The 26,170-nt window shown below is 66.1% G+C and carries 26 protein-coding genes; 19 read left to right on the top strand and 7 right to left on the bottom strand.

Annotation, left to right across the window (positions count from 1 at the left end):
- Positions 1–106: 106 nt before the first annotated feature.
- From HG421_RS15445 to HG421_RS15425, 5 genes are all read right to left on the bottom strand, one after another.
- The gene (locus tag HG421_RS15445) at positions 107–667 is read right to left on the bottom strand and encodes a DUF1415 domain-containing protein (protein ID WP_169707134.1); all 561 of its coding nucleotides are present in this window, start codon (positions 665–667) and stop codon (positions 107–109) included.
- 148 nt (positions 668–815) lie between these two features.
- On the bottom strand, positions 816–1,646 hold the full coding sequence (locus HG421_RS15440) for an alpha/beta hydrolase (RefSeq protein ID WP_169707133.1): 831 nt from the start codon (positions 1,644–1,646) through the stop codon (positions 816–818).
- On the bottom strand, positions 1,630–3,363 hold the full coding sequence (locus tag HG421_RS15435; protein WP_169707132.1) for an ATP-binding response regulator: 1,734 nt from the start codon (positions 3,361–3,363) through the stop codon (positions 1,630–1,632). Before HG421_RS15435 ends, HG421_RS15440 begins: the two co-directional genes overlap by 17 nt.
- Positions 3,356–3,820, bottom strand: a complete 465-nt coding sequence (locus tag HG421_RS15430) for a hypothetical protein (protein ID WP_169707131.1) — start codon at positions 3,818–3,820, stop codon at positions 3,356–3,358. Before HG421_RS15430 ends, HG421_RS15435 begins: the two co-directional genes overlap by 8 nt.
- Positions 3,821–3,968: 148 nt before the next feature.
- Entirely contained in the window at positions 3,969–4,454 is a 486-nt protein-coding gene (locus HG421_RS15425) for a YajQ family cyclic di-GMP-binding protein (protein ID WP_169707130.1), read from the bottom strand.
- A gap of 106 nt (positions 4,455–4,560) precedes the next feature.
- Here HG421_RS15425 and HG421_RS15420 point away from each other — a divergent pair, with 106 nt between their 5' ends.
- The 5 genes from HG421_RS15420 (at position 4,561) to HG421_RS15400 (ending at position 9,051) form a co-directional block, all read left to right on the top strand.
- Positions 4,561–5,457, top strand: a complete 897-nt coding sequence (locus HG421_RS15420) for a DMT family transporter (RefSeq protein ID WP_169707129.1) — start codon at positions 4,561–4,563, stop codon at positions 5,455–5,457.
- 185 nt (positions 5,458–5,642) lie between these two features.
- Positions 5,643–6,650 (top strand): methionine ABC transporter ATP-binding protein, encoded by a 1,008-nt coding sequence (locus HG421_RS15415; protein ID WP_169707128.1) that lies wholly within the window; start codon positions 5,643–5,645, stop codon positions 6,648–6,650.
- On the top strand, positions 6,647–7,345 hold the full coding sequence (locus HG421_RS15410) for a methionine ABC transporter permease (protein ID WP_169707127.1): 699 nt from the start codon (positions 6,647–6,649) through the stop codon (positions 7,343–7,345). The genes HG421_RS15415 and HG421_RS15410 overlap by 4 nt, the downstream gene beginning before the upstream one ends.
- Before the next feature lie 218 nt (positions 7,346–7,563).
- On the top strand, positions 7,564–8,367 hold the full coding sequence (locus HG421_RS15405) for a MetQ/NlpA family ABC transporter substrate-binding protein (protein ID WP_169707126.1): 804 nt from the start codon (positions 7,564–7,566) through the stop codon (positions 8,365–8,367).
- Positions 8,368–8,493: 126 nt separating this feature from the next.
- Positions 8,494–9,051, top strand: a complete 558-nt coding sequence (locus HG421_RS15400; protein WP_169707125.1) for a DUF1453 domain-containing protein — start codon at positions 8,494–8,496, stop codon at positions 9,049–9,051.
- 145 nt (positions 9,052–9,196) lie between these two features.
- On the opposite strand, the gene HG421_RS15395 is transcribed toward HG421_RS15400, so the two are convergent.
- Positions 9,197–9,883 (bottom strand): OmpW/AlkL family protein, encoded by a 687-nt coding sequence (locus tag HG421_RS15395; protein WP_169707124.1) that lies wholly within the window; start codon positions 9,881–9,883, stop codon positions 9,197–9,199.
- Positions 9,884–10,064: 181 nt separating this feature from the next.
- Here HG421_RS15395 and HG421_RS15390 point away from each other — a divergent pair, with 181 nt between their 5' ends.
- The 6 genes from HG421_RS15390 to HG421_RS15365 all read left to right on the top strand — a co-directional run bounded on the left by HG421_RS15390 (position 10,065) and on the right by HG421_RS15365 (position 17,614).
- Complete coding sequence (locus HG421_RS15390; protein WP_169707123.1) at positions 10,065–10,586, top strand: DNA-deoxyinosine glycosylase; 522 nt, start codon at positions 10,065–10,067, stop codon at positions 10,584–10,586.
- Positions 10,587–10,752: 166 nt separating this feature from the next.
- Positions 10,753–11,511: a DUF2884 family protein gene (locus tag HG421_RS15385; RefSeq protein WP_169707122.1), complete on the top strand. Its 759-nt coding sequence runs from the start codon at positions 10,753–10,755 to the stop codon at positions 11,509–11,511.
- 127 nt (positions 11,512–11,638) lie between these two features.
- Entirely contained in the window at positions 11,639–13,411 is a 1,773-nt protein-coding gene (locus HG421_RS15380) for a dihydrolipoyllysine-residue acetyltransferase (RefSeq protein ID WP_169707121.1), read from the top strand.
- On the top strand, positions 13,408–14,055 hold the full coding sequence (locus tag HG421_RS15375; RefSeq protein WP_169707120.1) for a hypothetical protein: 648 nt from the start codon (positions 13,408–13,410) through the stop codon (positions 14,053–14,055). The genes HG421_RS15380 and HG421_RS15375 overlap by 4 nt, the downstream gene beginning before the upstream one ends.
- A 16-nt stretch (positions 14,056–14,071) precedes the next feature.
- Positions 14,072–15,895 carry a dihydrolipoyl dehydrogenase gene (gene lpdA, locus HG421_RS15370; RefSeq protein WP_169707119.1) on the top strand — a complete coding sequence of 608 codons (1,824 nt, stop codon included), beginning with the start codon at positions 14,072–14,074 and terminating at the stop codon, positions 15,893–15,895.
- A gap of 441 nt (positions 15,896–16,336) precedes the next feature.
- Positions 16,337–17,614, top strand: a complete 1,278-nt coding sequence (locus tag HG421_RS15365; RefSeq protein ID WP_211161734.1) for a metal-dependent hydrolase family protein — start codon at positions 16,337–16,339, stop codon at positions 17,612–17,614.
- Positions 17,615–17,840: 226 nt separating this feature from the next.
- Here the strand turns inward: HG421_RS15365 and HG421_RS15360 are convergent, their stop codons facing one another.
- A complete protein-coding gene (locus tag HG421_RS15360) occupies positions 17,841–18,653 on the bottom strand; it encodes a hypothetical protein (protein WP_169707118.1) in 813 nt (270 codons plus the stop codon).
- 634 nt (positions 18,654–19,287) lie between these two features.
- Here HG421_RS15360 and HG421_RS15355 point away from each other — a divergent pair.
- From HG421_RS15355 to atpD, 8 genes are all read left to right on the top strand, one after another.
- Positions 19,288–19,653 (top strand): hypothetical protein, encoded by a 366-nt coding sequence (locus HG421_RS15355; RefSeq protein WP_095522480.1) that lies wholly within the window; start codon positions 19,288–19,290, stop codon positions 19,651–19,653.
- Between the two features lie 25 nt (positions 19,654–19,678).
- Entirely contained in the window at positions 19,679–20,479 is an 801-nt protein-coding gene (atpB, locus tag HG421_RS15350) for a F0F1 ATP synthase subunit A (RefSeq protein ID WP_169707117.1), read from the top strand.
- A gap of 73 nt (positions 20,480–20,552) precedes the next feature.
- Complete coding sequence (gene atpE, locus HG421_RS15345) at positions 20,553–20,855, top strand: F0F1 ATP synthase subunit C (protein WP_002814105.1); 303 nt, start codon at positions 20,553–20,555, stop codon at positions 20,853–20,855.
- A gap of 113 nt (positions 20,856–20,968) precedes the next feature.
- Positions 20,969–21,439, top strand: a complete 471-nt coding sequence (locus tag HG421_RS15340; protein ID WP_053502091.1) for a F0F1 ATP synthase subunit B — start codon at positions 20,969–20,971, stop codon at positions 21,437–21,439.
- Between the two features lie 3 nt (positions 21,440–21,442).
- Positions 21,443–21,970: a F0F1 ATP synthase subunit delta gene (locus HG421_RS15335; protein ID WP_169707116.1), complete on the top strand. Its 528-nt coding sequence runs from the start codon at positions 21,443–21,445 to the stop codon at positions 21,968–21,970.
- 47 nt (positions 21,971–22,017) lie between these two features.
- Positions 22,018–23,565 carry a F0F1 ATP synthase subunit alpha gene (gene atpA / locus HG421_RS15330; RefSeq protein ID WP_169707115.1) on the top strand — a complete coding sequence of 516 codons (1,548 nt, stop codon included), beginning with the start codon at positions 22,018–22,020 and terminating at the stop codon, positions 23,563–23,565.
- A gap of 192 nt (positions 23,566–23,757) precedes the next feature.
- On the top strand, positions 23,758–24,621 hold the full coding sequence (gene atpG, locus HG421_RS15325) for a F0F1 ATP synthase subunit gamma (protein WP_104602883.1): 864 nt from the start codon (positions 23,758–23,760) through the stop codon (positions 24,619–24,621).
- A 125-nt stretch (positions 24,622–24,746) separates the two neighbouring features.
- Complete coding sequence (atpD, locus tag HG421_RS15320) at positions 24,747–26,153, top strand: F0F1 ATP synthase subunit beta (RefSeq protein ID WP_017155237.1); 1,407 nt, start codon at positions 24,747–24,749, stop codon at positions 26,151–26,153.
- Positions 26,154–26,170 lie beyond the last annotated feature (17 nt).

Here is a 26,170-nt window from a genome sequence, read left to right as displayed (position 1 = left end):
CCGCACGAACGCTGCGCGCGCTGGTGCCGCGTTCATGAGGTGGTGCCAAAAGGCGATACGTGCGATCTGCCTGCCTATGAGCGGCGTGCGCAAAGCCTCGCCGGCCTCAGTGCTCGGCCCCGTTCAACACCCGCTCCCAGCCGGCATGGCCCAGCCGTTCCAGCGTGGCGATATTGCGTTCGACGATCACATCCGGATCCGGGAACGCCGCCACCGCGCGCTCCACGCTGTCTTCGCGCAGCAGGTGCAGGGTGGGGAAGGGCGAGCGATTGGTGAAGTTGGCCACATCGTCCGGCGCAGCACCGGCGAACTGGTAATCGGGATGGAAGCTGGCCACCTGCAGCACGCCCTGCAGATCCAGCGCTTCCACCGCCGCATCGGCGTTGTCGAGAAAGTCGTTGTAATCCAGGAAGTCGGTCAGCACGTCCGGATGCACGATCAGCGTGGTGTCGATCTGCTCGGCCGGGGTGTCGCGCAACAGGACGAGCTCTTCGGCCAGTTGCTCCAGCAGCGCCTCCGGCGTGCTGGCATCGCTGAGCACCAGGCGCACCTGTGCCTTGACGTACACCGCCTTGGCGAACGGGCACAGGTTCAGCCCGATCACCGCGCGCTCGATCCAGGTGCGGGTGGCGGCCAGGGGATCGGGCAGGGTGGGCGTGGCGGTCATCGTGGCGGCGGCGTGATGGCGCGCCAGTGTATGCGATCGCTGCCGGCAGGGCCGCCGATGCCACGGCCGCCACCAATCGCAGTGCAACCCCGGCCGTGGTGGCGCAAGCGCATGGCGCCCGATCCATCGCGGCTGTCGGTACTGCCAGCTAGCTCGGGTGGTTGTCAGCGCCAAGCTGTTGACGCAGGAACTGCACCGCCGTTTGCGCCACGTGCTCGGCGATCGGGGACTTGTGCGGCGAGCCGATGGCATGTGCGCCGCTGGCGAAGGCGATCGCCTGCTTGCGCGCTGGCGCCGTGCCCAGCGCATCGAACATCGCCAGCATCGCCGGCACCGAGGAGATCGGGTCTTCATCGCCGTTGGGCGCGCGGTAGTAGCCCAGCATGACCGGGCAGCGCACCTGCGGCCACGGCGGGGAGGCTGCAAACAGCTCGAACAGACCACGCAGTGTGCGAAAGCCATCGGGATGGATGGTGTCCGACCAGCAGGCCTGCACTGCCTCGGTGCGCGGGTACGGGTCGGTGACCGGCACCTGCGCCTCGCAGAGCCGGTCCAGCAGGCCGGCGTTGACGGGCCGGATGCCGGGCGACCACGCCACCACCGCGGCAACCTGCTCGGGGCGCTGTGCGGCCAGCCATAGCGCCAGGGTGCCGCCCAGCGAGGAGCCGACAATGGTCACACGCTCGCCCATCCGCTGCGCCTGATCCAGCGCCTGCAGTGCCGAGGCCTGCATCGCGGCCGGGGTGAGCCCGGCCATGGCATCGGCTGCGCGCTGCCCATGGCCGGGCCAGCGGTGCACGTAGCCGTTGGCGTCCAGCGCATCGGCCATCTGTTCGGGCAGCGCGCCGGCTTCGCCCGGGCTTGCGGAAAACCCGTGCAGGTACAGCAACGCCAGGCCGCGGCGTGCCGGGGTTGCGGTACGCCAGTGCCAGCGCGCCGCATTGCCCGGTTTCAGAACGGGATCAGCGTTGTGCGGCATGCTGGGCAAGCAGTGCAAGCAATTCGTGCGCGTTGATCGGCTTGGACAGATACCCGGCCACGCCGGCGGCAGCGGCCTCGCGCATCGAATCGGTGCGCGTGTCGGCGGTCAGCACGATGATCGGCGGCAACCGGTCGATCGCATCGCGCGCCTGTCCCAGCGCGTCCCAGCCGGAGGTGCCGGGCATGTGCAGATCGAGAAACACGATGTCCGGGCCGGCCTGGGCGATGCGCTGCACCGCGTCGCTGCCATCGGCATGGAAGCTCACCCGGTGCCCGGCGCGGGTCAGCAGGTTGCCGATCACCAGGCGATTGGTATCCATGTCCTCGAACACCAGGCAATGCAGCGGCGGCACCGTGCGTGCGTGCTCGGCCAGCGCATCGCGCAGATCGCGCGTGCGGCTGCTGTTGGCGGCGGCGGCCGGCAGCTCGAAGATCCAGCGGAAGATGCTGCCGCCGGCAGGGTTGTCGCTCACCGTCAGGCTGCCCCCCATCGCATCGGACACCGACAAGGCGATGTACAGGCCCAGGCCGACACCGCCTTCGGCACGGCTGAAGCCGGTGCTGAGCTGGGTGAACGGGGTGAAGATGTAGGCCTTCCTGTCGTCGGGCACGCCGATGCCGGTATCGGTGACGGTGGCCTCCAGCGTCCAGCGCCCATCGGCCTGGGTCGCCTCGATCAACAACTCCACTGCGCCACCGGCCGGGGTGAACTTGATCGCGTTGATGACCAGGTTGGTGATCACCTGCTCGATGCGGCCTTCGTCGCCCAGCAGGTAGGGCGTCTGGGCCGCTTCCATGCGCACGCCCAGCGACACGCCCTTGGTGGATGCGGCGGTCGCGCAGACCGCTTTGACGGTGGTCAGCACGTCCAGCATGCTCAACGGCTTGCTGTGCAATTGCAGGCGCCCGCCGTCGATGCTGGCCACGTCCAGCACCTCGTTGACGCGGTGGCGCAGGGCGGTGGCGTTGACCGTCACCGCCTGTATCAGATCGCGCTGTTGCGCCGGCATGGCGTCGGTGTCGATCAGCTGCGCGCAGTTGATGACGGCGTTCAACGGCGTGCGCAATTCGTGGTTCATGGTGCTGATGAAGCGGCTTTGCGCATCGCGCGAGGCGAGCGCCTGCAATGCCACTTCCTGCATTGCGATCACGATGCGCGACACCAGCAGCGGCAGCACCATGCTCAACGCCACCGCGTAGACGAAATACGCCGGCCGCGACAACCAGTAGCCGGCCGGTGCGGTCACCAGCATCAACACGAAGGTGCACAGCAGCACCGGCAAGGTGGCGCGTTGCCCGTAGCGCGCCACCGCGGCGATGGTGATGAACGGCAGGAACGCGTTCAACGACATCAGCAGGATGAAGGCCTGGGTGGTCTGGATGCCGATGAACAGCAGGCTCATCGCAAAGCCCACCGCATCCAGCCATTCCCCCTGCGCAATGGTCTTGCGCCGCACCAGCACCATCCAGATCACCGAGATGACCCACAAGGTCACCGCGGTCGGAAACACCGCATGCGCATCCTTGACCAGCACCGGCTGCGGCCCGTACAGCCAGCCCAGGCACCACAGCGTCACGATGGTCTGCACCACCACGCGGCCAACGCAGACGCGGTATTCCAGAAACGACTCGAGCAGCCGCACCAGTCTGTCGTTGCGCAACTGCCTGGCCGCCGGAATCAGGCCGGGCGCTGCGCGGTGGAAAGAGCTAGGCATGAGGCTCCGCGTCGTCCAGAGGAAGGGTGCGCCGGTACTGTCTGACCAGTAGACCAGCGGCGGTTGCCACCGCAGTGAAGCGCTGCGCAAGCGTGTCGCCGAAGGCGTCGCGCTCCACCTCGCTGCGCAGCTGGTCGCAGGCCTTGAGCAATTCCTGCGAGCCGGTCAGCGAAATGGTGTTCTTCAGCGAGTGGATCTGTTCCAGCGCCTGCGCCTGGCTGCTGGCGGCATCGCCCAGCGTGCACTGCGCTATGGCGCGGTCGATCTCCGCCGCAAACGCATCGGCGAAGGCGGCTGCCTCGGTCGGATCCAGGCCCGCCATGGTGTGCAGCGTCGATCCGGCTTCGATCCGCGGCTGCGCATACGCCCGCGTGACGGGCGCAACGCCTGTGGTGCGCGTGCCTGCCTGCCGGAACGCGTGCAGGCGATGCAACAGGCTGGCAAGCCGGGCGCGCATCGCAGGCCGCTACGCCAGCCGCCCGGCGCTGGCAACCGCACAGCGCCCGCGGCCGCTGCCGCTGCCGCCGTGCGCATCACCCCAGCCTGGGCCTGGGCGCTGCACCGCCGGATCGATCACCGCCCCCACCGCCATCGTTGGGCTGCGCTCAATCGCGGAAGTTGTCGAACTGCAGCGGCAACTCGAAGTCGGCCTTCTTCAGCAGCGCGATCGCATCCTGCAGGTCGTCGCGCTTCTTGCCGGTCACGCGCAGCTTGTCGCCGTTGATCTGCGCTTCCACCTTGAGCTTGGCTTCCTTGAGCTTGGCCACCAGCTGCTTGGCCTGCTTCTGCTCGATGCCCTGCTTGACGGTGACCTTCTGCCGCGCACCGGCCAGGTTGGTTTCCACGTCGCCGAACTCCAGGCAGCGCACGTCGATGCCGCGCGCCAGCAGCCGCGCGCGCAGGATGTCGGTCATCTGCTTGAGCTGGAAGTCGCTGGGGGCGGACTGGTTGATCACCTTGCCGTCTTCCAGCTCGAACTTTGCCTCCACACCCTTGAAGTCGAAACGCGTGTCCAGTTCGCGGTTGGCCTGGTCCACCGCATTGGTCAATTCGTGCTTGTCGACTTCGGACACCACGTCGAAGGAAGGCATGCAAGGCTCCTGCTGTCTGAATACAGCGGCCATTCTAGGCCATCGGCCGCACTGCCCCGTATCGGCACATTGGCGGCCGGCGCGCTACGGCGGCGATACTACGCCCATGCCCACCCCCCGTTCTCCGCTTCCCGCCATCGCCTGGATGGTGGCCGCCGTGGCCTGCTTCTCGTTGATGGACGCGGGAATGAAGCTGCTGTCGGCGCATTACCCGCCACTGCAGGTGACCATGCTGCGTGGCGCGGCGTCGTTGCCGTTCGTGCTGGTGTGGGTGCTGGCCACCGCCGGGCCGCGCTCCATCGTGCCGGTGCGCTGGGGGCTGCACCTGCTGCGCGGGGTGCTGGGCATGGTGATGATCGGCTGCTTCGTCTATGGCCTGAAGCGGATGCCGTTGTCCACCGCCTACACGCTGTACTTCGTGGCGCCGTTGCTGGTGGCGGCCTTGTCGGTGCCGCTGCTGGGCGAGCACGTCGGGCCGCGCCGCTGGACCGCGATTGGCATTGGCCTGGTCGGGGTGGTCGTGGTGCTGCGCCCCGGCGTGGACGGGCTGATCTCGCTGCCGGGGCTGATGGTGCTGCTGGCGGCCACGGCCTACGCGGTGGCCGCGGTCACGGTGAGCCTGCTGACCCGCACCGACACCCCGCAGGCGATGGTGGTGTGGTTCCTGCTGTTCATGGCGATCGGCGCCGGGGTGCTGGCCATTCCCGGCTGGGTGCCGCTGCAGGGCGGCCATGCCTGGCTGATCGCCGGCATGGGCCTGGCCGGCGCGCTGGGCCAGATCGCGCTGACCCAGGCCTTCCTGCGCGGCGAGGCCTCGATGATCGCACCGCTGGAATACAGCGGCCTGGTCTGGGTGATCGGCTGGGACTGGCTGCTGTGGCAGACCCTGCCCGACACCTGGACCTGGACCGGCGCCGGCATCATCGTCGCCAGCGGGCTGTATTTGTTGCGCCGGGAGCGCATACGCAAGGCGGACAGGCCGTTGCCGCTCGAACGGCCGTGAGGACGGGATTCGGGATTCGGCATTTGGGATTGGCAACAGCGGGGCCGCCGTGGCCTTTGCCCCAGCTGCCGGGATTCGGGATTCGGGATTGGCAACGGCAGAGTCGCCGTGGCCTTTGCCAATCCCCAATCCCGAATCCCGACTCCCGGTGGTAGGCTTCACGACCCCCCAACCGGCCACGCGCGGTGATCCAGTTTCAGCGCCTGCACAAGTCCTACTCCGTTGACGGTCGTCAGATCGTGGCGCTGCATCCGCTCGATCTGCGGATCGGCCCCGGCGAGGTGTTCGGCATCATCGGCCATTCCGGCGCCGGCAAGTCCACCCTGATCCGGCTGATCAACCGGCTCGAAGAGCCCAGTGGCGGGCGCCTGCTGATCGGCGAGGAAGATGTGACCGCGCTGGACAGCCAGGGCCTGCGCGCCCTGCGCCGGCGCATCGGCATGATCTTCCAGCACTTCAACCTGCTGTCCTCGCGCACCGTGGCCGGCAATGTCGCCTTCCCGCTGGAACTGGCCGGTACGCCGCGCGCCGAGATCGATGTGCGCGTGGCCGAACTGCTGGCCCGGGTCGGGTTGCAGGAGCACGCCAACAAGTATCCGGCGCAACTGTCCGGTGGGCAGAAGCAGCGCGTAGGCATTGCGCGCGCGCTGGCCACCCGGCCACAGATCCTGCTGTGCGACGAGGCCACCAGCGCGCTGGATCCGCAGACCACCGCCTCGGTGCTGCAGCTGCTGGCGCAGATCAACCGCGAGCTGGGCCTGACCATCGTGCTGATCACCCACGAGATGGACGTGATCCGCCGTGTCTGCGACCGCGTGGCGGTGCTGGACGCCGGCAAGCTGGTGGAAACCGGCCCGGTCACCGAGGTCTTCCTGCATCCCAAGCACGCCACCACGCGGCGCTTCGTCTCCGAAGCCGAGCATGTGGACGAAGCCGAGCTGCACCGCGATTTCGCCGCCGTCGGGGGGCGCATCGTGCGGCTGACCTTCCTGGGCAACGGCACCTACGAGCCGGTGCTGGGCCGCATCGCTCGCGAGACCGGGGTGGACTACAACATCCTGTCCGGGCGCGTGGACCGCATCAAGGACACCCCGTACGGCCAGCTGATCGTCGCGCTGACCGGCGGCGACCAGAACGCTGCACGCGCCGGCTTCGTCGCCGCCGGCGTGCATGTGGAGGATCTGCGCGCATGATTCCGATGGTGTCTGCCGCCGCCGGCGGTTTCTTCCGCAACCTCGATGCCGCCAAATGGGGCGACATCGGCCAGGCCACCCTGGATACCTTGCTGATGCTGGCCGGCGCGCTGCCGCTGACCCTGCTGATCGGCCTGCCGCTGGGCGTGGCGCTGTTCCTGTGCGGCGCGCCGCAGCTGCGCCGCCGCCCGGTGCTGTACGGCGCGCTGGCGCTGGTGATCAACCTGCTGCGCTCGGTGCCCTTCATCATCCTGATGATCGCGATGATTCCGCTCACGCTGATGCTGATGGGCACCTCGCTGGGCGTGCGCGGCGCGATCCTGCCGCTGGTGGTGGGCGCGGCGCCGTTCTATGCGCGGCTGGTGGAAACCGCGCTGCGCGAAGTCGATCGCGGCATCATCGAAGCCAGCCAGGCGATGGGCGCCACCACCCGCCAGCTGGTGCTGCGGGTGCTGCTGCCCGAAGCGCGCCCCGGCCTGATCGCCGGCGCCACCGTCACCACCATCGCGCTGATCGGCTTCACCGCCATGGGCGGGGCGATCGGCTCCGGCGGGCTGGGCGATGTGGCCTACCGCGAGGGTTACATGCGCTCGCATGCCGATGTCGCGCTGATCACCGTGATCGCCCTGCTGGTGCTTGTGCAGCTGCTGCAGATGCTGGGCGACTGGCTGGTGGCGCACTACAGCCGGCGCTGAGCCGGCGCTGAGCCGGCGCAGGGCAGGGGCGGGCCGGCGGACGCTGGTCGTGCACCCTGGCACCGGCCGTGCTGGCCGCGGTGGGGCATCCCGCACGCCTGTCTGCATGACGCCGTGCGCCGTGGGCTGCCACGGCGCGTTGCATCGCCGCCGTCGCTGCGGTCTGCTAGGTTTGACGTCTGCGGCCTGGCCGCACTCCTCCTCCCACGGATCCCCACATGAGCACTTTTGCGTTTCGTTCCCTTCTGGCTGCCGCCACGCTGGCGCTGGCGTCCTGCGGTGGCAGCGCTGGCGGCAGTGGTGGCGACACCCTCACTGTCGCGGCCACGGCGGTGCCGCATGCCGAGATCCTGGAAGTGGTCGAACCGCTGCTGGCCAAGCAGGGCGTCAAGCTCGATGTGCGCGTGTTCAACGATTACGTGCAGCCCAACGACCAGGTCGTGCAGAAACAGATCGACGTCAATTATTTCCAGACCGAGCCCTACCTGGACGCCTACAACCGCGACCGCAAGAGCCAGCTGGTGACGGTGGTCGGCGTGCATATCGAGCCATTCGGTGCGTACTCGCGCCGGTTCAAGGCGCTGGCCGACCTGCCCACGGGCGCCGATGTGGTCATTCCCAATGATCCGAGCAACAACAGCCGCGCGCTGATCCTGCTCGACAAGGCCGGGGTGATCAAGCTCAAGGATCCCGGCAATGCGCTGTCCACCCAGCGCGACATCGTCGACAACCCCAAGCAGCTGAAATTCCGCGAGCTCGACTCGGCAATGCTGCCGCGCGTGCTGGATCAGGTCGACCTGGCCCTGATCAACACCAACTACGCGCTCGATGCCGGGCTCAGTCCCACCCGCGATGCGCTGGCGATCGAAAGCAAGGACTCGCCGTACGTGAACTTCCTGGTGGCCCGTGCGGACAACAAGGACGATGCGCGCGTGCAGAAGCTGGCCAAGGCATTGACCGGCCCGGAAGTGAAGGCCTTTATCGAGCAGAAGTACAAGGGCGCGGTGCTGCCGGCGTTCTGAGCAACACGCACCACGCCTGCGCCTGCCCGCATGCGGGCGCAGCCACACATCGGCTGGCATGCGAACACGCGCATGTGACGCAGGCGTAGTAGCGTGGTCGGCTCCTTTGTCCAGGCCGTGCCTTCGATGCCCCTGCTGCTTGCCATTCCGCTGGCCGTGATCATTGCCCTGGCGGTGTTCGCGGTGCTGTTCCCGTTGTCGTTGCTGCAGCGCTTTCGGGTCGGCACCGCGCGGCGCCAGGCGCGTGGCTGGTTGCTGATGATCAACCTGGCGTCGGCGGTGGTGTCCAGCGTGTTGTTTGTCGTCTTCACCCTGATTGCGGCGGCGTTCTGGCCAGGTGCGATCAGCCATGCCGCCTTCGGCTGGGCTTGCGGGCTGGTGCTGGGAGTCGTCGCTGTGCGTCTGACCCGCTTCGAGCGCACCGCGCAGGGCCTGTTCTACCGCCCCAACCTATGGCTGGTGCTGGCACTGACGGTGCTGGTGGTGGTGCGGGTGATCGCCGGCATGGTGCAGGGCTGGCGCAGCACCTGGCAGGGTGCTGCCTGGCCCACGGAAGGGTGGCTCAGTCACGCCAGCCTGTTGGGCGCAGCCGGCGTACTGCTCGGCTATGCGCTCGCCTATGCCACCATGCTGTGGTGGCGCTGGCGCAGCGCGCGTCTGCGCGGCAGCGTCTACTGGCGGTGAGTCACCGAGTCATCCAGCCATCGAACCGCAGCGCAGGCAGGCAACAGCGCCTGCAACATCAGGTCGTCAGCGCGCCTGCCGCACAAAAAAACGGGCCTTGCGGCCCGTTCTTTCATCACGCGTCAGTTGAACGAATGGCAATCGCTTAGAAGCGGGCGCCGATACCGAAGCCGACGGTCCACGGATCCAGTTCCAGCTCGCTGCCGGTGCCCTGGCCGCCAACGCGCAGTTCCGGACGCGAACGCATGTAGCGGGCGTCGGCGCGTGCGAACCAGGTGGAGTTGATGTTCATGTCCACGCCAACGGTACCGATCACGCCCTTGGCGGTGTCCAGGCCCACGTGCTGGCCGTTCGGCGAGGCCGCGTCGATCTTCTCGTTGCTGAAGTTCGATTCGTAGTAACCCACGCCCACGAACGGACGGAACACGTTATCGGCCTGGCCGAAGTGGTACTGGCCGCTGATGGCGATCGGCTGCTGCTCGACGGTACCGACCTTGCCTACGCCATCGGCGTTGACGCGGTGGTTGAACTTGTCGGCTGCGCCCCACAGTTCAATGGCCCAGTTGTCATTGATGTAGTAGCTGGCGCTCAGCGTCGGTGCCGGGCCGCCATCGACGTCCAGGCCCGGAGCCGGATCGTTCTTGGGGTTCAGCAGCGCCACGCCGCCGACCACGGCCCAATGCTTGCCCGACGCCGTATCGTCGCTGCTGGACATCGTGCTGGAAGAAGTCGAGGAGGTATCACCGGTATAGGTGGTGTCCTGCGCGAACGCGGACGGTGCAATCGCAAGTGCGGATACAGCAGCCAGGCTCAGGATGGAAATGGAACGCATGAGGGTCTCCTCGTCTTGTTGTTGGGCCCGTGGAGTGGGCCGCGCCAAAACTATTCCCGAAAATCTGAATCCACGCCCACCTGCGGTCCGCTAAAATTTCGTTTGTTCAGGAAGTTCCCGAAGAAGGCCGTGGTTGCGCGATGCAGGCTCGAAAGACATTCACGCAAATGCGGTTGCCGTGATGAAAAACGACGCATGCGAAGGGCTGCCAGCGCACATTCGCCGCGATTGCCGTGTCCTGGTGCTGGGTTCGATGCCGGGCGTCGCCTCGTTGCAGGCAGGCCAGTACTACGCGCATCCACGCAATCGCTTCTGGCCCTTGATGCATGCCCTGCTGGGCATTGATACCGCGGCAAGCTATGCGGTGCGCCTGCAGGAATTGAATGTGCACGGTGTCGGCGTGTGGGACGTGATCGGCCAGTGCGAACGACACGGCAGCCTGGATTCGGCCATCGTCGCCGACAGCATCGTGGTCAATCCATTGCCCGCCTTGCTGGCCACGTTGCCGCAGCTGCGCCTGGTGGCCTGCAATGGCGCCGCGGCGATGCAGGCCTGGCGCCGGCATGTGCAACCGCTGCTGTCGGCCGACGCACCCGCGGTGCCGGTGCTGGCCTTGCCGTCCACCAGCCCGGCCAATGCCGCCTGGTCGCTGCCACGCCTGTGCGCGGCGTGGCAGCCATTGCGCGATGCCGTGCAGGGCTGATGCCGCCCGCAGGCGTGTTCATCATTGCCAGACAGGGTTTGCAGCCCGCGTGTTTGCCACGTGCCCAGCCATGCTTCCGGCCGCCAGAAGTCATGCCAGCCTCCGGCATATGGTGGTGTGCGGTGCCTACGCACATGCTGCACCCAGCATCCAAGGGAGTGGCGACATGACGATCAGGCAGACGCTGGCGGCAGCAATGGCCGTGTTGCTGGGCATGGCCGGTGCGATGCCGGCAGCACTGGCCGACGCGTTGCACTGCAATGTCAGCAGCGACTACGACCTCACCCTGTCTGCGCGCAGCGTCATTTTCATCCGCAGCACAGGAACGCCGCAGCGGCTGGTGCTGCGCCAGGGCGCCTTGTTCGTCGACGATGCCTGGGTGGCGCTGAGCGCCGACGATCGTGATCGCCTGATCCGTTTCGAACGCCAGACCCGCGAGGTGGTGCCGTTGGCGCAGCAGGTCGGGCGCGAGGCTGCCGATATCGCGATCACCGCACTGGGCGAGGTGGCTGCCGGCTTCAGCCGTGATCCGGAGGCCACGCGTATGCAGCTGACCGGTGTGCGCGAGAAGATCGACCTGCGTTTGCAGCAGAGCTTCCGCAAGAGCCAGCTGAGTCCCATCGACATCGATGACGATATCGGTGAACTGGTCGCCGAGCTATTGCCGCAGCTGATCGGCGATGTGGTTGCCGGCGCAGTGCAGTCGGCGCTGACCGGAAACGCACAGCGGCTGCGCTCGCTCGATGGCCTGGAACAGCGCATCGAGCGCCTGGTCGAGCCGCAGGCACGCACATTGCGGCCGCGCGCGCAGCAGCTGTGTACCCAGGTCGAGGCGCTGGATGCGTTGGACAATGCGCTGGCGTATCGTTTGCCATCGGGCGCGCCATTGCAGCTGTTGCAGGTGGATCGACGCGCGTCGAAGTGATCCTGCAACCGCGTACGCAGACACTGCATTCCGCCCGGTACGCGATCTTTTCATCGGCAATGGTTGGCGCTGCGGCCCGCAGCCGGCCACAATAGGGGTTTCCCCATCTGTTGCCGGAGTTCCCCGTATGGCCGAAATCAAGGAAGCACTTGTCCCCGATATCGGTGACTACAGCGACGTCCCGGTAATCGAGGTGCTGGTGTCGGTCGGCGATACGGTCAGCAAGGACCAGAGCCTGGTCACGCTGGAATCGGACAAGGCCACGATGGAAGTGCCGTCGTCGGTGGCTGGCGTGGTCAAGGAGATCAAGGTCAAGGTCGGCGATTCGCTGTCGCAGGGCGCGCTGGTGGCGCTGATCGAAGTGGCCGATGCAGGCGCTGACACTGCCGCCAGGCCGGCGCCTGCCGCTGCACCGGCCAAGGCCGCGCCTGCTGCCGCCCCGGCGCCGGCCGCCAAGGCCGAACCGGCCGCCGCCAAGCCCGCCGCATCCGACGGGGGCCTGGTCGAGGCGCGCGTGCCCGATATCGGCGATTACACCGACATCCCGGTGATCGAAGTGCTGGTGGCCGTGGGCGATACCGTCGCCAAGGACCAGAGCCTGGTCACGCTGGAATCGGAGAAGGCCACGATGGAAGTGCCGTCCTCGGCCGCTGGCATCGTCAAGGAACTCAAGGTCAAGGTCGGCGACACCCTCTCGCAGGGCAACGTGGTGGCGATCATCGCCGCCAGCGACGGCGGCGCCGGTGCGGCGCAGTCGCCCGCCAAGCCCACCACTGACACTGCCGAAACCGCCGGCAAGGTCGAGCCGGTCGCCGTGCCGGCCGAGCCGGACAAGCTGGCCCAGCGCGAGATCGCGCAGGTGCAGGGCGGCCGTTCCGGCGCCGGCACACAGGCAGCGCAGGGCGGCCAGCCGTCCGCGGGCAACCCGAGCAGCCCGCCGGTGACCTTCGATGCCGACAGCGTGCTGCCGTCCAAGGTGCCCTACGCCAGCCCGGTGGTGCGCGTGTTCGCGCGCGAGCTGGGCGTGGACCTGAACCAGCTCAAGGGCAGCGAAAAGGGCGGCCGCATCACCCGTGAAGACGTGCAGCGCTTCGTCAAGGCCGCACTCAGCGGTGGCGCACCTGCCGCAGCCGGCGCGGCGCCGGCCGGTGGTGGCAACGGCCTGAACCTGCTGGCCTGGCCGAAGGTGGACTTCAGCAAGTTCGGCGAGACCGAAACCCAGCCGCTGTCGCGCATCAAGAAGATTTCCGGCGCCAACCTGGCGCGCAACTGGGCCATGATTCCGCACGTCACCCAGTTCGAATCGGCCGACATCACCGACCTGGAAGCGCTGCGCGTGGCGCTGAACAAGGAGAACGAGAAGGCCGGCATCAAGCTCACCATGCTCGCCTTCCTGGTCAAGGCCAGCGCCGCGGCGCTGAAGAAGTTCCCCGAGTTCAACGCCTCGCTGGATGCGGCCGGTGAAAACCTCACCCTGAAGAAGTACTTCCACATCGGGTTTGCGGCCGATACGCCCAACGGCCTGGTGGTGCCGGTGATCCGCGACGTCGACAAGAAGGGCGTGCTGCAGATCGCCCAGGAAAGCGGCGAGCTGGCCAAGAAGGCGCGCGACGGCAAGCTGGGCCCGGCCGACATGAGCGGCGGCTGCTTCTCGATCAGCTCGCTGGGCGGCATCGGCGGCACCGCGTTCACCCCGATCATCAATGCGCCGGAAGTGGCGATCCTGGGCGTGTCCAAGTCGGCGATGCAGCCGGTGTGGAACGGCAAGGAGTTCGCGCCGAAGCTGATGCTGCCGTTGTCGCTGAGCTACGACCACCGCGTCATCGATGGCGCGCTGGCGGCCCGCTTCACCACCTACCTCAGCCAGGTGCTGGCCGACATGCGTCGCGTCCTGCTGTGAGGCGCGCGCTGCTGACGCTCGCCGTGCTCGGCATGCTGCCGTGGACCGGTGCGGTCGCACGCGAGTGCGACAGCACCCTGGGACGCGGCTGGCCGCCGGCGGTGGGCAATTACGGCACCGCCGTCACCACCTTGCTCGATGGCGGCAGCAAACCGGCGCTGGCGCTGTTGACGTTGCCTGTGCGCGGCGTGGAAAGCGGCGTCTCGCTGGTGCCGGGCAAAGACGGTGCCGACTGGACCCTGCGGCATAGCCGTGCCGACGAGCGCGTCTACAACTGGGTCAGCGAGGCTGGTCGCGGCGCCGTGCAGCTCCGCACCGAGCAAACGCCGGAAACGGTCGAGATCCCGATCCCGGCCGCGCTGGCCAAGCGCCTGGTCAGCAACTGGACCACTGCCTTGACCCAGCTGGCCCCCAATGGCCGCACCGCGCCGGTGACCGAAGGCGAAGTGCTGTCGTTCCAGGTCGACGGCGTGCGCTACAGCGGCGCCCGCCCGAGCTGCGGCGCCGGCGAGCTGCTGCTGCAGCAGGCCGCGCTGCTGATCGAAGCCAGCGAAGGCAAGGAAAACAAGCGCGACAAGCGCTGGACCCAAATCGAATCGTCGCTGGATGAACTCCAGCAGACGCTTGCCGGCACGGCCGGTTGAGCTACAGGAGAAGCAAATGGCGGTCATTGAAATCAAGGTTCCCGATATCGGCGATTACAGCGATGTCCCCGTCATCGAAGTGCTGGTCGCCGTGGGCGACAGCGTGGCCAAGGACCAGGGCTTGGTGACGCTGGAGTCGGACAAGGCCACGCTCGAAGTGCCGTCATCGGCTGCCGGCGTGGTCAAGGAACTCAAGGTCAAGATTGGCGATACCCTGTCCGAAGGGGCGGTGGTGCTGCTGCTGGAAACCGAAGGCGAGGCCGCCGCGCCTGCGCCTGCGAAGGCCGAGACCAAGGCCGCTGCGGCCCCCGCGGCCGCCGCACCCGGCAGCAAGCCGCCGGTGACGCCGTCGCACCGCGCCCCGGCCGAGCCGGCTGCGCCCAAGCCGGCGCTGGCCAGCGGCAAGACTGCCGATATCGAATGCAAGATGGTGGTGCTCGGCGCCGGCCCCGGCGGCTACACCGCTGCCTTCCGCGCCGCCGACCTGGGCCTGGACACGGTGCTGATCGAGCGCTATGCCAGCCTGGGCGGTGTCTGCCTCAACGTCGGCTGCATTCCGTCCAAGGCGCTGCTGCATGCCGCTGCGGTGATCGATGAAGTGGCCCATGCCGGCGACTTCGGCGTGGACTTTGGCCGGCCCAAGATCACCCTGGACAAGCTGCGCGAGTACAAGGAAAAAGTGGTCGGCAAGCTCACCGGCGGGCTGGCCAGCATGGCCAAGCAGCGCAAGGTGCGCACCGTCACCGGCGTGGCAACGTTCGTTTCGCCCAATGAGCTGGAGATCGTCGGCGCCGACGGCAAGACCCAGTTGCTGCGCTTCGAGCACTGCATCATCGCGGCCGGCTCGCAGGCGGTGAAGTTGCCCAACTTCCCGTGGGACGACAAGCGCGTGATGGACTCCACCGACGCGCTGGAACTGCACGACATCCCCAAGACCCTGCTGGTGGTCGGCGGCGGCATCATCGGCCTGGAAATGGCCACGGTGTACAGCGCGCTGGGCAGCAAGGTCACCGTGGTCGAGTTCATGGACCAGCTGATGCCGGGCGCCGACAAGGACCTGGTCAAGCCGCTGGCTGATCGCTTGAAGAAGCAGGGCGTGGAGGTCCATCTCAAGACCAAGGCCACCGACGTCAAGGCCGACAAGACGGGCATCACCGTTGGCTTCGAAGCGGCCGCCGAGGGCGAGAAGCCGGCGTTGGCTGCGACCACCTATGATCGCGTGCTGGTTGCGGTGGGCCGTTCGCCCAACGGCAAGAAGATCGGCGCGGACAAGGCCGGCGTCACCGTCACCGAGCGTGGCTTCATTCCGGTCGACCGGCAGATGCGCACCAACGTGCCGCACATCTTCGCCATCGGCGACATCGTCGGTAACCCGATGCTGGCGCACAAGGCCACCCATGAAGGCAAGCTGGCCGCCGAAGTGGCGGCCGGCGAGAAGAAGGAATGGGTGGCACGGGTGATTCCGTCGGTGGCGTACACCAACCCGGAAATCGCCTGGGTCGGCGTCACCGAAACCGAAGCCAAGGCCAAGGGCCTGAAGGTCGGCGTGGCCAAGTTCCCGTGGGCCGCCAGCGGCCGCGCGATCGGCATCGGTCGCACCGAAGGCTTCACCAAGCTGATCTTCGACGAAGAGACCCACCGCATCATCGGTGGCGCCATCGTCGGCGTGCATGCCGGTGACCTGCTGGCCGAGATCGGCCTGGCCATCGAGATGGGCGCCGAAGCCGAAGACATCGGCCACACCATCCACGCCCATCCGACCCTGAGCGAGTCGGTCGGCATGGCGGCCGAGGTCTACGACGGCACCATCACCGACCTGTACATCCCGAAGAAGAAGTAAGCACCGCACACGCGGCGCTGCCAACGACGCCCCGCCTTGCGCGGGGTGTCGTCGTTATGGGTCTGGGTGCGCGTCGGTGCCCAGGCCATGGGCATTGCCGTGCGGTTCGCGCCGTCTGCGACGCCCGGGTGCATGCGGTGCTTACACATGCGCGCGGATGTGTCCCGGTACTCCCGCGTGGTGCGCAGTGCCCCGTGCCCTGGCGGCTGCGCTCGATCGCATGCGTCGACAGGGCGGTCCACGGCAAGCCGATTCCGCTCGGCATCCGGCAGGGGCAGTCCGGCGCGTGGCGACGTCGCATCGGCCACACACGACAGGGCGGTGGCCGCAGTGCATTGCGGTGCCGTCGTCCGATATCCATGATCAGGCGCTTGCACAGCCTGCAGCGCGCTTGCACCATCGGTGCGCGGACACGCCGTTCGCACCTCAGGGACGACCCGTATGTCGAAGATGCGTTTGCCGGCGTTGCTCGCCGCTGCCGGCTGCCTGTGCGCGTCGTGGGCTGCGTACGCGCAGACCACCGTGATCACCGCCGCGCGCCTGCTGGACGTGCAGGCCGGCCGCTATGTGGAGTCGCCGCAGATCGAAGTGGTCGCCGGCCGCATCACCCGGGTCGGTCGGCAAGGCGATCGGCTGCCGGCGCAGGCGCAGCGGATCGATCTGGGCACGCGCACGCTGTTGCCGGGCTTGATCGACATGCATGTGCATCTCACCGTGGATCCCACCCTGGGTGGCTACAAGGGCCTGGAATTCACCGACAATTTCTGGACCGTGGTCGGCGTGGCCAATGCGGCAAAAACACTGCGTGCCGGCTTCACCAACGTGCGCAATGTCGGCTCGCTCCACTATGACGATGTCGCGCTCAAGCAGGCGATCGAGCGCGGCACCGTGCCCGGCCCGCGCATCGTGCCGGCCACCTACGGCATCGGCGCGACCGGTGGGCACTGCGACGCCACCGAATTCCCGCCGTCGGTCACCGTCACCGGCCCCGGCGTTGCCGACGGGCCGGACGCGATCCGCGCCGCGGTGCGCACGCTGCGCAAATACGGCGCGGAAGTGATCAAGTTCTGCGGCACCGGCGGCGTGTTGTCCAAGACCGACAGCGTGGGCGGGCAGCAATACAGCCTGGAAGAGATGCGCGCGCTGGTGGACGAGGCGCACCGGCTGGGCCTGAAGGTCGCCGTGCATGCGCATGGCACCTCCGGCATCAACGATGCCATCCGCGCCGGTGCCGACACCATCGAACACGCCAGCCTGGCCGATGCCGAGTCGTTCAAACTGGCCAAGGCGCATGGCACCTGGTTTTCGATGGACATCTACAACGACGACTACATCCTGGCCGAAGGCGAGAAGCACGGCCTGTTCGCCGAGTCGCTGGAGAAGGAACGGCAGGTCGGCCGCAAGCAACGCGAGACCTTTCGCGCCGCGCACGCGGCCGGCGTCAAGCTGATATTCGGCAGCGATGGCGGGGTGTATCCCAACGGCGACAACGCACGTCAATTCGCCAAGATGGTGGAGTGGGGCATGACCCCGCTGGAGGCGATTCGCGCCGCAACGGTGGACGCTGCCGAGGCACTGGGGCGCACTGCCGATGTCGGTGCCATCGTTCAGGGGCGCTACGCCGACCTGATCGCGGTCGATGGCGATCCGCTACAGGACGTGAGCGTGTTGACGCGGGTGCGGGACGTGATCAAGGGCGGCCAGCGCGTGGCGGAGTGAGGCCGCTGCATCCTACGCCTGCAGGACGCTGTGGCATCCAGCGACGCGCGCCTGATGGGACATGTCGTGGGTAGTGCGGCATGGGCACGTGCCCGCCTGCCCACGTTGTGAAGGCTAGTTGGCATCAGGCGATGCATCTAACTTGACGTGGTGACTTCAGCGAAGCGCCCCAACGACAACGCCCCGCACAAGGCGGGGCGCTGTCTGTGACGCAATGACGCGTGGATCAGAACGCGAGCGTCACGCCTGCCACCGGGCCCTTGAATTCCTGCTTCAGGCCGATCAGGCCATCGCTGCCGCGCTGGTCGACGTCCAGCTTGAACCAGTCGTAGCCGGCGAAGATGCCGAAGTTCTTGGTGAAGCGGTATTCGGCAATTGCATTGGCACGGCTCAGGTCGCCGTCGTAGTCGCCGAAATCGCCCCAACTGGTGTTGAGGTACTGGCCCTGCACGTTGAACAGCCAATGCTCGCTCGGTCGCGCAGTGAAGCGGATGCCGACGACCGGTGCCGCGCCGTCTTCGCTTTCGTCCACCACATCGCCACTGAACACGCTGCCCAGGTCGGCGTAGGCATTGGCCTCGACCTTGGCGTATTCGGCACCGATCTGCAGGCCCAGGCTGAACTCCGGCGAATCGATCACCGAGTAGTCGTACACCAGCGTGGCGACCTGATACTTCAGCTCACCCTTGATGAAGCTGCCGGTCGGTACGGTGACGCCACCGGCGCTCAGATCCTGGGTCAGGGTCTCGCGGCGATCCTTGTCGTACTTGAAGTAGTCGAAAATCAGGCGCTGGCGGGTGCTGATGCGGAACACGCCGTCCACGCGCGGCTCCCATTCCTTACCGCCGAGCTTGAAGTCTTCGTTGACGGAGACGTTGTTGCCAGCCAGCAGGGTGTTGCCGCGGATGGTGTTGTCGTTGTCGACGTTCATCGCACCCAGGCGGAGCTGGAAGCGATCGTCGGTGTCTTCGGCGTGGGCAGGCGCGGCGTAGGCGGCGGCCAGGACGCACGGGATCGCCAGTGCGAGGAGGTGTTTCATGGGAGCTCCGATTGCTTGGAATGGTCAGGCCGTTGAGCCAGTGGCGCGCACTATCGATAAGGCGGCGTCTGCCAAAAGTGAAGGACGCGTCGCACAGCTGTGAAGGCGGGCATAGCAATCGGACAAAACGGTCCGCATCGCCAACAGGCATGGGCATCGCACCTGGATGGCCCGGTTTTCGATGGACCGCCCGGCTCCCGCAAAGTGTGCGTCAGCGCATACCGCGCAGTACGGACTACCCTGCTGATTGCGCAACCCGGTCGGCTGAACGCGCGCGGTCACACCTGGTTCCCGGCGCCGGATGGGCGCAAACCATCGTGCACTGCAGCGGATTGGACCGTCGGTGGGAAGGTGGCAGGGTGCGACAAAAAGCGTAAAAAGCAGGAGCCCCGGTCTCCCAGGGCTCCCAGAGGCGAGCCTGCGGTGGCACCTTTCGACGAGGATGTGCAGGCCTCGCGGGTTATGACCGCCGGTTTGTGGAAAAGTTCCCGTCCGTTGCCGCCATCGCCAATTGGTGCGTCGCAGCAACTTATGACCTCTGCCGGTTGTCTCGCAATTTGTCCCATTGCTATACTTTCGCGGCTCGACGAGGCGCAACTGCGCTTCCCACTCATTCACACGTAAGGTAACCGTAGTGCTGAACTCCGTTGACGCGGGTCGGCGGTTGATGCTGCGCGCTGCGGTATATCCGCTTGCCGCCGTAGCTATAACCAGTCTGGGGTTGCTGTTGGTCGGTCCCCGTTACTCTGCCGGCCTGGCATTGACCGGGTTTGCGACGGTGCTGGGCGGTTGGGTTGCGGCACGCACCGCGCTCGGGGGCGGTATCCAGGCGGCCGGCATTGCCATGGTCCGGCTGATCCTGGCGATGGTGTTGAAGTGGGTGTTGGTATTTGCGGCGTTGTCGCTGGGCTTTGCCCTGTGGCGGCTGCCTCCTCTGGCTCTGTTGGCAGGTATCGCCATCGGGCTGATTTTTCAGGTTCTGGCTCTGGCCAGGCGTTGATCCGAACTACAAGGGCTACGTACACATGGCGGGCGAGGCAGCAACACCTACCTCCTATATCCAGCATCACCTGCAGAACCTGATCTATCCGGTTCGTGACGGTGGCGGTACGTTTTGGACCATCCACGTCGATACCCTGATCATGGCCGTGCTGATGGGCCTGATCATGGTGCTGGCCTTCTGGACCGCGACCCGCAAGGCCACCGCCGGCGTGCCGGGCAAGTGGCAGGCGTTCGTGGAAATCTGCCTGGAGTTCGTCGACCGGCAGGCCAAGGACACCTATCACGGCAGCAGCAAGCTGGTGACGCCGGTCGCGATCACGATCTTCTTCTGGATCCTGTTGATGAACCTCATCAAGATGATCCCGGCCGACTTTATCGCCATCCCGCTGGGCTGGGCAGGCATCCACGCCTGGAAGCCGGTACCGACCGCCGACGTCAATGCCACCTTGGGCATGTCGATCAGCGTGTTCTTCCTGATGATCTTCTTCTCGCTGCGCTCCAAGGGCGTGGGCGGCATGACCAAGGAATTCCTGACGGCGCCGTTCGGCAAGTGGATGATGCCGTTCAACCTGCTTTTGAACATCGTCGAGTGGCTGAGCAAGCCGATTTCGTTGGCGATGCGACTGTTCGGCAACATGTTCGGCGGCGAGATCGTCTTCCTGCTGATCTGGGTGCTGGGCGGTGCGGGCATCGCCGGCATGGTCGCTGGCGGCGTATTCGGCCTCGGCTGGATGCTGTTCCACCTGTTGGTGATTCCGCTGCAGGCCTTCATTTTCATGATGCTGTCGATCGTGTATCTGAGCCTTGCCGAAGACAGTCACTGAGTTTCGCTACACCCTTCATACGCTTCATCCCGCTTCATCCATCACCCTTAGAAACTTTCGTTCGGAGATCACCATGTACCTCGCCGTCCTGACCAACCTCGCTCAAGTCCAGAGCTCCACCGTCCTCGCCGTCGGCATCATGATCGGCCTGGCCGCGCTGGGTGCCGGCCTCGGTCTGGCCATCATGGCTGGCAAGTTCCTGGAATCGGCCGCGCGCCAGCCGGAACTGATCCCGGTGCTGCAGGTGCGTATGTTCATCACCGCCGGCCTGATCGACGCCGCGTTCATCATCAGCGTCGCCGTCGGCCTGCTGTTCGCCTTCGCCAACCCGCTGGCCCAGGTGTTCATCGAGCGTCTGTCGCAGGCTGCCGGCTGATCCAGCGGTAGCGGGATGTGGAGGCAGCCATTGCGGTTGCCTCCGCGGATGAAGGTCGGAAAGCGTTGCCCGTGCGGCGGCGCTTTCACCCCTAAACAGCGATTGAGCGACCCATGGATATCACCCTTACCATCTTTGCCCAGGCGCTGGCCTTCGCCGGTCTGATCTGGATCGTCGCGACCAAGATCTGGCCGCCGCTGCTGCAGGCGATCGAAGAGCGTCAGCAAAAGATCGCCGAAGGTCTGGCTGCTGCCGATCGTAGTCAGAAGGATCTGGCGCAGGCGCAGGAAAAGGTCAACGAAGCATTGAAGGACGCACGCACCAAGGCCAACGAGATCATCGATCAGGCCCATGCGCGTGCCAACCAGATCATCGAAGCGGCCAAGCTGGAGGCAATTGCCGAAGCCAACCGTCAGAAGGAGCTGGCCCAGACCGAAATCGACGCATCTGCCACCCGTGCCCGCGAAGAACTGCGCAAGCAGGTCTCGGTGCTGGCGGTCAGCGGCGCCGAAAAGCTGCTCAAGCGCGAAATCGATGCCAACGCCCACAAGGCGCTGCTCGACGAGCTGGCGGCGGAGATTTGATCGATGAGTCAGGCCCTCACACTTGCCCGTCCGTACGGCCGCGCCGCGTTTGCGATCGCGCGTGAGGGCGGCGGTTTCGCGCCCTGGTCCGATGCGCTGGCGTTCTCGGCGCAGGTGGCCGGCGACCCGCGCGTGGCCGCGCTGCTGCTCAATCCGGCCCTGCGCCAGGACCAGGCGGTGACGCTGCTGGCGCCGCCGCAGGCCAGCGAAGACTATCTGCGTTTCCTCGGCCTGCTGGCCGATGCGCAGCGGCTGTCGCTGCTGCCGGAAGTGGCAGGGCTGTACGAACAGCTGCGCGCCGAAGCCGAACACGTGGTCAAGGCCACGGTGACCTCGGCCAGCGAGATGACCCCGGCCGAGCTGGACACGATTGCCGCTGCACTGAAGAAACGTTTTGGCCGCGAGGTGGACATCACCACCGCGGTGGATGCTTCGCTGATCGGCGGCGCGGTGATCGACACCGGCGACGTGGTCATCGACGGCTCGCTGAAGGGCAAGCTTGCGCGTCTGCAAAGCTCGCTCGCCCACTGAATTCACATAAACGCACGGCCCTCGCGGCCGGCACCTAGGACTGAACGATGGCAACCACGCTCAACCCCTCCGAAATCAGCGACCTGATCAAGACCCGCATCGAGACGGTCAAGCTGTCCGCGGAGTCGCGCAACGAAGGCTCCGTGACCAGCGTGTCCGACGGCATCGTGCGCATCTTCGGCCTGGCCGACGTGATGCAGGGCGAAATGATCGAACTGCCGCACAACACCTTCGCCCTGGCGTTGAACCTGGAGCGCGATTCGGTTGGCGCCGTGGTGCTGGGCGATTACGAGAACCTGCGCGAAGGCGACGTGGCCAAGACCACCGGCCGCATCCTGGAAGTGCCGGTGGGTCCGGAGTTGCTGGGTCGCGTGGTCAACGCACTGGGCGAGCCGATCGACGGCAAGGGTCCACTGGGCGCGACCCAGACCGCACCGGTGGAGCGCGTTGCGCCGGGCGTGATCTGGCGCAAGTCGGTCGACCAGCCGGTGCAGACCGGTTACAAGTCGGTCGATGCGATGATCCCGATCGGCCGCGGCCAGCGCGAGCTGGTCATCGGCGACCGTCAGACCGGCAAGACCGCGCTGGCGATCGATGCGGTGATCAACCAGAAGGGTACCGGCATCAAGTGCGTGTACGTGGCGATCGGCCAGAAGGCCTCGACCGTTGCCAACATCGTGCGCAAGCTGGAAGAGAACGGCGCGCTGGCGCACACCGTGGTGGTGGCTGCGACCGCGTCCGAATCGGCCGCGATGCAGTACATCAGCCCGTACGCCGGCTGCACCATGGGCGAATACTTCATGGACCGCGGCGAAGACGCGCTGATCGTCTACGACGATCTGTCCAAGCAGGCCGTGGCCTACCGCCAGATCTCGCTGCTGCTCAAGCGCCCGCCGGGCCGCGAAGCCTACCCGGGCGACGTGTTCTACCTGCACTCCCGCCTGCTCGAGCGCGCTGCGCGCGTGTCCGAGGAATACGTGGAGAAGTTCACCAACGGTGCGGTGACCGGCAAGACCGGCTCGCTGACCGCGCTGCCGATCATCGAAACGCAGGCCGGCGACGTGTCCGCCTTCGTGCCGACCAACGTGATCTCGATCACCGACGGCCAGATCTTCCTGGAAACCGACCTGTTCAACGCAGGTATCCGTCCTGCCGTGAACGCCGGTATCTCGGTGTCGCGCGTCGGTGGTGCGGCCCAGACCAAGATCATCAAGAAGCTGTCCGGCGGTATTCGTATCTCGCTGGCGCAGTACCGCGAGCTGGCGGCATTCGCGCAGTTCGCCTCGGACCTGGACGAAGCCACCCGCAAGCAGCTCGAGCGCGGCCAGCGCGTCACCGAGCTGATGAAGCAGAAGCAGTACGCGCCGATGTCCATCGCCAACCAGGCACTGTCGATCTACGCCGTCAACGAGGGTTACCTGGACGAGGTGCCGGTCAACAAGCTGCTGGCGTTCGAAGAAGGCCTGCACGCGCACTTCGCCAACACCCAGGGCGAGCTGGTCTCCAAGATCAACAGCACCGGCGGTTGGGACAACGACATCGAAGCCGCGTTCAAGAAGGGCATCGCAGAGTTCAAGACCACGGGCACCTGGTAAGGGCGCCGGGATTTGGGATTGGGCATTCGGGATTCGTAAGAGCGGTGATTCGGGGATTGGCTAAAGCTGAATCCTCGCGCTTAAGTCCCAAACGTTAGGCATCCGGGGTTCGCGGAAGCGGTGAGGTAGGGAGGCTTAGCCAATCCCGAATCCCGATTCCCGAATCCCACTAAGCGAGCGAAGCGAGCGAGTATGGCAGGCGGACGCGAAATCAAAACCAAGATCAAGAGCGTGCAGAACACCCGCAAGGTGACGCGCGCGCTCGAAATGGTCTCGGCCTCCAAGATCCGCAAGGCGCAGGACCGCATGAAGACCTCGCGTCCGTATGCGCAGGCGATGAAGCAGGTGATCGGGCATCTGGCGCAGGCCAGCACCGATTTCCAGCATCCGTTCCTGGTCGAGCGCGAGCAGGTCAAGCGGGTCGGCTACATCGTGATCTCTTCCGACCGCGGCCTGGCCGGCGGTCTGAACAACAACCTGTTCCGCAAGATGCTGGGCGAAGTGCGTCCGTGGCAGGACACCGGCGCCGAGATCGACGTGGTGACCATCGGGCAGAAGGCTTCGGCGTTCTTCCGTCGGGTCAAGGTCAACATGGTCGGCAGCGTGACCCACCTGGGCGACAGCCCGCAGGTGGAGCAGCTGATCGGCGTGATCAAAGTGATGATCGATGCCTTCATCGAGGGCAAGGTGGACCGCGTGTATCTGGTCTACAACCGCTTCGTGAACACCATGACGCAGAAGGCCAGCTTCGACCAGCTGCTGCCGCTGCCGGCCGCCGAGCACAAGGTGGCGCACCACGACTGGGACTACCTCTACGAACCCGATGCCGCGACCGTGCTGGAGCACGTGATGACGCGTTACATCGAGTCGCTGGTGTACCAGGCCGTGCTGGAAAACGTGGCCTCCGAGCACGCAGCGCGCATGGTGGCGATGAAGGCCGCCAGCGACAACGCCAACAAGATGATCGGCACCTTGCAACTGGTCTACAACAAGGCGCGCCAGGCGGCGATCACCCAGGAAATTTCGGAAATCGTCAGCGGCGCGGCCGCTGTGTAGCCGGGAATGGAGAATCGGGAAAAGGGAATAGGCAAGGCCGTCGGTGCTCTTGATCTTCCCATTCCCCATTCTCGATTCCCCATTCCCGACACCAGAATCGAACAGACATGAGTGGAGTTATCCAAATGAGTCAGGGCAAGATCGTTCAGATCATCGGCGCGGTCGTCGACGTCGAATTCCCGCGCAATGAAGTGCCGAAGGTGTATCACGCGCTCAAGGTCGATGGCACCGACATCACCCTGGAAGTGCAGCAGCAGCTGGGCGACGGCGTCGTGCGCACGATTGCGCTGGGCTCCACCGACGGCCTGAAGCGCAACCTGGTCGCCACCAACACCGAACGCGCCATCTCGGTGCCGGTCGGCGCCGGCACGCTGGGCCGCATCATGGACGTGCTGGGTCGCCCGATCGACGAGGCCGGCGACGTGCAGGCCTCGGACCATTGGGAAATCCATCGCGGCGCACCGTCGTATGAAGACCAGTCGTCCAGCACCGAACTGCTGGAAACCGGCATCAAGGTCATCGACCTGATGTGCCCGTTCGCCAAGGGCGGCAAGGTCGGCCTGTTCGGCGGCGCCGGCGTCGGCAAGACGGTCAACATGATGGAACTGATCAACAACATCGCCAAGGCGCACTCGGGTCTGTCCGTGTTCGCCGGCGTGGGCGAGCGTACCCGTGAGGGCAACGACTTCTACCACGAGATGAAGGACTCCAACGTCCTGGACAAGGTGGCGATGGTGTACGGCCAGATGAACGAGCCGCCGGGCAACCGTCTGCGTGTGGCGCTGACCGGCCTGACTATGGCCGAGTACTTCCGTGACGAGAAGGACGCCAGCGGCAAGGGCAAGGACGTGCTGCTGTTCGTGGACAACATCTACCGCTACACGCTGGCCGGTACCGAAGTGTCCGCGCTGCTCGGCCGTATGCCGTCGGCAGTGGGTTACCAGCCGACCCTGGCTGAAGAAATGGGCGTGCTGCAGGAACGCATCACCTCGACCAAGAGCGGTTCGATCACCTCGATCCAGGCGGTGTACGTGCCTGCGGACGACCTGACCGACCCGTCGCCGGCGACCACCTTCGCCCACTTGGACTCCACCGTCACGCTGAGCCGTAACATCGCCTCGCTGGGCATCTACCCGGCCGTGGATCCGCTGGACTCCACCAGCCGCCAGATGGACCCGCTGGTGATCGGGCACGAGCATTACGACACCGCCCAGCGCGTCCAGCAGACCTTGCAGAAGTACAAGGAACTGAAGGACATCATCGCGATCCTGGGCATGGACGAGCTGAGCGAAGAAGACAAGCAGTCGGTGTCGCGCGCACGCAAGATCGAGCGCTTCTTCAGCCAGCCCTTCCACGTGGCCGAAGTGTTCACCGGCTCGCCGGGCAAGTACGTGTCGTTGAAGGACACCATCCGCGGCTTCAAGGCGATCTGCGATGGCGAGTACGACCACCTGCCGGAGCAGGCGTTCTACATGGTCGGCAGCATCGAAGAAGCCGTCGAGAAAGCCAACAAGATGAGCGCCAAGGCCTGATGCGATCCCAGCCGTTA

Source organism: Xanthomonas campestris pv. badrii (genome assembly GCF_012848175.1).
Lineage (GTDB): Bacteria > Pseudomonadota > Gammaproteobacteria > Xanthomonadales > Xanthomonadaceae > Xanthomonas > Xanthomonas campestris_C.
The sequence above is the reverse complement of the archived record's forward strand: the minus strand, read 5'-3'. Positions and strand labels throughout refer to the sequence as shown.

Bases quoted from the DNA above. Each gene is read 5' to 3' on its own strand.
- HG421_RS15445 (WP_169707134.1), bottom strand. From the start codon at position 667: ATGACCGCCACGCCCACCCTGCCCGATCCCCTGGCCGCCACCCGCACC.
- HG421_RS15440 (WP_169707133.1), bottom strand. From the start codon at position 1,646: ATGCCGCACAACGCTGATCCCGTTCTGAAACCGGGCAATGCGGCGCGC.
- HG421_RS15435 (WP_169707132.1), bottom strand. From the start codon at position 3,363: ATGCCTAGCTCTTTCCACCGCGCAGCGCCCGGCCTGATTCCGGCGGCC.
- HG421_RS15430 (WP_169707131.1), bottom strand. From the start codon at position 3,820: ATGCGCGCCCGGCTTGCCAGCCTGTTGCATCGCCTGCACGCGTTCCGG.
- HG421_RS15425 (WP_169707130.1), bottom strand. From the start codon at position 4,454: ATGCCTTCCTTCGACGTGGTGTCCGAAGTCGACAAGCACGAATTGACC.
- HG421_RS15420 (WP_169707129.1), top strand. From the start codon at position 4,561: ATGCCCACCCCCCGTTCTCCGCTTCCCGCCATCGCCTGGATGGTGGCC.
- HG421_RS15410 (WP_169707127.1), top strand. From the start codon at position 6,647: ATGATTCCGATGGTGTCTGCCGCCGCCGGCGGTTTCTTCCGCAACCTC.
- HG421_RS15405 (WP_169707126.1), top strand. From the start codon at position 7,564: ATGAGCACTTTTGCGTTTCGTTCCCTTCTGGCTGCCGCCACGCTGGCG.
- HG421_RS15400 (WP_169707125.1), top strand. From the start codon at position 8,494: ATGCCCCTGCTGCTTGCCATTCCGCTGGCCGTGATCATTGCCCTGGCG.
- HG421_RS15395 (WP_169707124.1), bottom strand. From the start codon at position 9,883: ATGCGTTCCATTTCCATCCTGAGCCTGGCTGCTGTATCCGCACTTGCG.
- HG421_RS15390 (WP_169707123.1), top strand. From the start codon at position 10,065: ATGAAAAACGACGCATGCGAAGGGCTGCCAGCGCACATTCGCCGCGAT.
- HG421_RS15385 (WP_169707122.1), top strand. From the start codon at position 10,753: ATGACGATCAGGCAGACGCTGGCGGCAGCAATGGCCGTGTTGCTGGGC.
- HG421_RS15380 (WP_169707121.1), top strand. From the start codon at position 11,639: ATGGCCGAAATCAAGGAAGCACTTGTCCCCGATATCGGTGACTACAGC.
- lpdA (WP_169707119.1), top strand. From the start codon at position 14,072: ATGGCGGTCATTGAAATCAAGGTTCCCGATATCGGCGATTACAGCGAT.
- HG421_RS15365 (WP_211161734.1), top strand. From the start codon at position 16,337: ATGTCGAAGATGCGTTTGCCGGCGTTGCTCGCCGCTGCCGGCTGCCTG.
- HG421_RS15360 (WP_169707118.1), bottom strand. From the start codon at position 18,653: ATGAAACACCTCCTCGCACTGGCGATCCCGTGCGTCCTGGCCGCCGCC.
- atpB (WP_169707117.1), top strand. From the start codon at position 19,679: ATGGCGGGCGAGGCAGCAACACCTACCTCCTATATCCAGCATCACCTG.
- atpE (WP_002814105.1), top strand. From the start codon at position 20,553: ATGTACCTCGCCGTCCTGACCAACCTCGCTCAAGTCCAGAGCTCCACC.
- HG421_RS15340 (WP_053502091.1), top strand. From the start codon at position 20,969: ATGGATATCACCCTTACCATCTTTGCCCAGGCGCTGGCCTTCGCCGGT.
- HG421_RS15335 (WP_169707116.1), top strand. From the start codon at position 21,443: ATGAGTCAGGCCCTCACACTTGCCCGTCCGTACGGCCGCGCCGCGTTT.
- atpA (WP_169707115.1), top strand. From the start codon at position 22,018: ATGGCAACCACGCTCAACCCCTCCGAAATCAGCGACCTGATCAAGACC.
- atpG (WP_104602883.1), top strand. From the start codon at position 23,758: ATGGCAGGCGGACGCGAAATCAAAACCAAGATCAAGAGCGTGCAGAAC.
- atpD (WP_017155237.1), top strand. From the start codon at position 24,747: ATGAGTCAGGGCAAGATCGTTCAGATCATCGGCGCGGTCGTCGACGTC.